This is a genomic window from Desulfobacter sp. (assembly GCF_050177295.1).
Genome location: NZ_JBFXHE010000146.1, coordinates 4,341 through 9,826, shown reverse-complemented (window position 1 = coordinate 9,826; position 5,486 = coordinate 4,341). Strand labels below are relative to the sequence as shown.

The window sequence follows — 5,486 nt, the reverse complement described above, 5'->3', positions numbered from 1 at the left end:
GCCTGTTGATATCCCTGATGCCTATGTTTATGATACAGGTGTTCACACGCCCCCAATCAGCAAAGAACATCCGGATGGCGGGTGGTGGCAGCAATTTGGTATCGATGAGCTGAGCCAACTCATTCAAACAGGTCTTGGCGGCAACTATGATCTGCAGGTGCTTAAAGCCCGGGCTGATCAGGCCCTGGCTGATGTGAAAAGCGAAAAATCAAACCCTGGTCCTTTTCTTGATTACTTTCTTGGGGGCGAACGCACCTATTCCCAATCTAAAACCCGGGGTCAGTCTATCGCCAGGGATCATGAAAACACTTATTCCGCTTCCCTGGATGCTGAATATACCCTGGATCTGTGGGGGAAAAATCGTGCCGATGTGAATGCAAGGGAGTTGGAATACCTTGCTGCGGTCCGGGATTTGGAGGATGGGGCGCTGACCTTGTCCACGGATATTGCAGATACCTGGGTGGATATTCTGTCTGTTCGGATTCGTATGGAAGTGCTTGCGCGGCAGATAGAAGCCAACCGGATGACACTAAAACTGCAGGAGCTGCGTTTTATCAACGGCAAGGCTACAGCCCTTGATGTCTCCCAGCAGCGCGAAGCCCTGGCTCAGGTTCTTTCTGCCATGCCTTTGCTTGAAAAAGAAGAAAAGCAACTGCTGAATGTTATGGGCCTGTATCTGGGGCGGACACCGGGGACGCCTGTGGCCGTCTCTACCGGCGATCTGCCCCAAAGTTTTCTGGCCCCCCAGCCCGGTATTCCCTCCGATTTGCTCGAAAACAGGGCCGATATTAAGGCTGCCCGGATGCGTCTTAAAGCGGCTGCCCTGGATGTGGAGGCGGCCAAGGCAGATTTGTTACCCCAACTGACCCTGTCTGCCTCGGCCGCTTTTTCCAGCGGTTCCCTGGACCTGCTGTTCCAGAACTGGGTACTCTCCCTGGGCGCTGCCCTGGCTGGCCCTTTGCTGGACGGCGGGGCGCGCGAAGCCGAAATCGAACGCACCCGGGCCATGGTTCGTGAAGCACTTAATGTCTACGCTAAAACCGTTGCCACTGCCATTTGCGAGGTGGAGGATGCCCTGGTGGCCATTGACCGGCAGAAAACCTACATTGAACTTTTAGCGCAACAGCTGGCAGCCGTTAAAGTGACCCTGCAGGATGCCCGGGTTCAGTACCTGAACGGTCAGAGCAGTTATCTGAACTATCTTGCGGCCTGGGCCTCCATGGAAAGCCTGGAGCGTCAGCTCATCAGCGAACAGGCAACCTATGTCAAAGAACGAATTGCTCTTTATAAAGCAACCGGCTGGCGGCGTGAGTTTTTCAAAGCACCCCCGGCACAAGATAAAAATACCGGAGCCAACTGATTTATGAAACGGATTGCTTCACAGACCTCCCTGGGTGTAACCCTTTTGAAAATTATTCTGCCTGTATGCCTGATTGCCCTGGGTGTTACCGGTTTTTGGTACTACAAATCAAAAGTCGTGAAATTCAAACGTAAACCTGCTGTCAAAACAGCTCCGGTGGTCGATATCATGAAAGTGAATCCCAGCCGTGTTACTGCACAGATCCGGGCCATGGGTACGGTTCAGGCGGATCGGGAGGTGGTGATTAAATCCCAGGTGGCCGGCACGGTCATCCAGGTGGCCCCGGAATTTGTCCAGGGGGGATTAATCCGCAAGGGCCAGCTCATGGTCCGGATTGATCCGGCGGACTATGCGCTGGCCGTGAACAAGGCCCAAAGCGCTTTGGCGCAGGCCCAGGCTGATTTTGAAATTGAAAAGGGGCGGCAGCAGATTGCAAGGGAAGAGCTCAAACTCATGTCCATGATGTCGCCCAATGAGGTGCAGGAGACCAGCCTGGTGTTGAGAAAACCCCAGCTTGAACAGGCCGGGGCTGCCGTGGCAAGTGCTCAAAGCGACCTTGAAACCGCCCGCCTCGACCTGGAACGTACCCGGATAATTGCCCCCTTCCATGCGCTGGTGCGATCCAAAGAGGTGGATGCCGGTGCTATGACCGCAGCCCAGGGCGCCCTTGCCACCCTGGTGGACGTGACCTGCTACCAGGTGGAAGTCCAGGTGCCTCTGGATCGCCTGGACCGGATTCGGGTGCATGAAACCAACGGGAGCCCTGTGCGTATCCGTTCCCTTTATGCGGGCCGGGAATGGGATGGACGTGTGGTGCGGACCACCGGGGCGGTAACCGAGCAAAGCCGCATGGCAGGCGTCATTATCCGGGTGGATGATCCCTTGGGGATCGGGCCGGCCAAAGGGCGTCCTGCCATGCTGCTTGATGATCACGTTGAAGCGCTGATTGAGGGACAGGTTTTTGACAATGTGTTTTCCCTGCCCCGGACCCTGATCCGGGAGGATTCCAGTTTGTGGATATATAAGGACGGGCGCCTGGAGATCCGTAAGGTGGCACCCGTGTGGATTGAAAATGATCGGGTGTTCATCCAGTCCGAGCTTTCCCCTGGTGATCTTGTGGTCTGCTCTGATCTTTCCGCGCCTGTCTCGGGCATGGCCGTGACCCTTGCTTTGGGGGAGAGCCGGTAATGCCTGAACACAATCCTGGCTTTTCCGGTCCTGCAGGGCAGGGTCCAAGAGGTGCCATGGCCTGGATGGCCGGCAACACCGTGGCTGCCAATCTGCTCATGGCGATTTTCCTTGTGGGTGGTCTTTTTATGGCATTTAACATCAAGCAGGAAGTGTTCCCCGAATTCTCCATGGATTCGGTGAGTATTTCGGTGTCCTATCCCGGGGCCAGCCCCGAAGAGGTGGAGTCCGGTATTATTCTGGCTGTGGAAGAGGCGGTGCGGGACCTTGAAGGCATTGATGAAATTACCTCCCAGGCCTCGGAAGGCCGTGCGTCGATCACCATAGAAGCCCTGGACGGTGCTGATGTCACCCGGTTGTGGCAGGAGATCAAAAGCGAGGTCGACCGGATTGAGACCTTTCCGGATGAGGCTGAAGATCCGGTGATCGCCATTACCTCCCGGCAGCGGGAAGTGGTGCGTCTGGCCCTTTACGGGGATGCCCCGGAAACCACCATGCGGGATCTTGCCGATGATATCAGGGACAGGTTTTTGTCCGATCCTGAAATTACCCAGGTGGAACTGGAAGGCGTCAGGGAGCGTGAAATCCTGGTGGAGATCTCCACCAATACCCTGCGGCGCTACGGCATGACCCTGTCCGATGTGGCGGATGCCGTCTTCACGGCTTCGGTGGAACTGGGCGGCGGCGCCATCAAGTCCGGGGGCGGAGATATCCTGCTGCGCATCAAATCCCGGAAAGATTACGCCCGGCAATATGCAAAACTGCCTATTCTTACCCGGGAAGACGGCTCCCAATTGGTTTTGTCCGATATCGCCAAAGTAAGCGAAGGATTTGAGGATTCGCAGTCCTGGGCTTCATTTAACGGCAAGCGGGCCGTTACCATTGCTGTTTACCGGGTGGGAAAACAGACGCCCACCAAGGTGGCGCAAGCCACCAAAAAGATGCTGGAAAGCATTAATGAGGAGTTGCCAGAAGGGATTCATTTGAGCATTGTCAGGGATTTGTCCATGGTTTTTACCCAAAGGGCGGATCTTTTGCTGAGTAACGCCTATATGGGACTTGCCCTGGTATTTTTGTGTCTTGCCCTGTTCCTTGAGATTCGTCTGGCCTTCTGGGTCAGCATGGGTATTCCCGTTTCATTTTTAGGCTCCTTTATCTTTTTGTCCGCAGCCGATTTCACCATCAATATGGTAAGCATGTTTGCCTTTATCGTGACATTGGGCATTGTGGTGGACGATGCCATAGTGGTGGGGGAAAATATCTATTATTGCCGGCGCCAGGGCATGGGGTTCCTGGATGCCGCCACCCAGGGAACAAAAACTGTTGCTGTTCCTGTTTTCTTTTCGGTAGCCACCAATATGGTCACCTTTATGCCCATCATGTACATCCCGGGTGAAATGGGGAAGATTTTTAAAACCATGCCTCTGGTGGTGGCGGCGGTGTTTGGTGTCTCTTTGATCGAAAGTCTGTTTATCCTGCCGGCCCATTTAAGCCACCGCAACCGCCCTTTGTTTTTTCCTTTCAATGTTCTCGAAGCGTGGCAGGAAAGGTTTTCTGAACAGTTTGAAACCATTGTCAAATCTGTGTACGGGCGGCTGATGTCTGTGCTGCTTTCCTGGCGGTATACGGTTGTTACCCTGGGACTTGCCCTGCTGCTGATCACCTTCGGATATGTAAAATCCGGAAAAATGGGTATGGTCCCGTTTCCCAGGGTCGAGTCCGATTACGCCTTCTGTGAGATTTACCTGCCCTATGGCACGCCTGAAAGCAAGGTGCGTGAAGTGGAATCCCATCTGGTGGCATCAGCTGAAAAGACCGTTGCGGAAAATGGTAAAGAAGCTTTGTCCACGGGGATTTTTTCCCAGGTCGAAGAGAACCATATCGAAATGAGGATCTATCTGACCGATCCCGAGGTGCGTCCGATATCCACCTCCGAGGTGACCCGGATTTGGCGGGAAAAAACCGGCGTGGTTTCAGGCATTGAGACCATTACCTTTGAATCGAACCGGGGCGGTCCCGGTTCCGGTAAAAGTCTGACTGTTTCCCTGAGCCACAGGGATACGGATACCCTGAACCGGGCCGGTGAGGACCTTGCCCGGCATCTGGCTGAATATCCCATGGTATCGGACATTGATGACGGATCTGCCCAGGGAAAACGGCAGTTCGATATCACCCTGACCCCTGCCGGCCACCGCATGGGGCTGACCCCGAGAACCATTGCCGTCAAAATCCGGAATGCTTATCAGGGCGTTGAGGCCGTAAAAAATCAGCGCGGAAGAAACGAGGTTACGGTACGGGTGCGCCTGGCCGAAGGCGAACGTATTTCCGAAACCGCATTTGAAAATTATGTGCTCAATACCCCCAATGGAGAGATCATGCTTCGGGATGCCATTGAAACGGTCAAGGGCCGGGCCTACACACAGATCAACCGGACCAACGGACGGCGTGAAATTCTGGTGACGGCCAATGTCAACCCGCAGTCGTTGTCTGAAAATATTGTCCAGGATATGGAGCAGAAGATCCTGCCGTCCCTTGTGACCCTGTATCCGGGCCTGTCCTACGGGTTCAAGGGTAAACAGGAAGATGTCAAAGAGAGCGTGGGGGCCCTGGTCAAAGGTCTGGCTCTGGCGTTATTCTGTATCTTTGCGCTTCTGGCCATCCCCTTTAAGAGCTATTTTCAGCCGTTGATTATTATGTTATGTATCCCATTCGGAATGATAGGGGCCGTGGCCGGCCATCTTATCATGGGATATTCCCTTTCCGTTATGAGTCTGTTCGGCATTGTGGCCATGTCCGGTGTGGTGGTCAACGACTCTTTGGTACTCATTGATTTTTCCAACCGGCTGGTACGCGGGGGGATGCCTGTGGCGGCTGCAATCAGGGCTGCAGGGATTCAGCGCTTCAGGCCTATTCTGTTGACCACGTTAACCACCTGCGG

At 54.5% G+C, this 5,486-nt stretch carries 3 protein-coding genes; all 3 read left to right on the top strand.

Features of this window, described 5'->3' with window-relative positions; all coding sequences use genetic code 11:
• The coding region (locus tag AB7U36_RS11685) for an efflux transporter outer membrane subunit (protein WP_428159950.1) at positions 1-1,360 on the top strand (1,360 nt) is incomplete at its 5' end.
• Positions 1,361-1,363: 3 nt separating this feature from the next.
• Complete coding sequence (locus tag AB7U36_RS11680) at positions 1,364-2,548, top strand: efflux RND transporter periplasmic adaptor subunit (RefSeq protein ID WP_428159949.1); 1,185 nt, start codon at positions 1,364-1,366, stop codon at positions 2,546-2,548.
• A partial coding sequence (locus AB7U36_RS11675; protein ID WP_428159948.1) for an efflux RND transporter permease subunit occupies positions 2,548-5,486 on the top strand: 2,939 nt, incomplete at its 3' end. The genes AB7U36_RS11680 and AB7U36_RS11675, both read left to right, overlap by 1 nt.

Coding starts and splice junctions, on each gene's coding strand:
- AB7U36_RS11680 (WP_428159949.1), top strand. CDS start 1,364: ATGAAACGGATTGCTTCACAGACCTCCCTGGGTGTAACCCTTTTGAAA.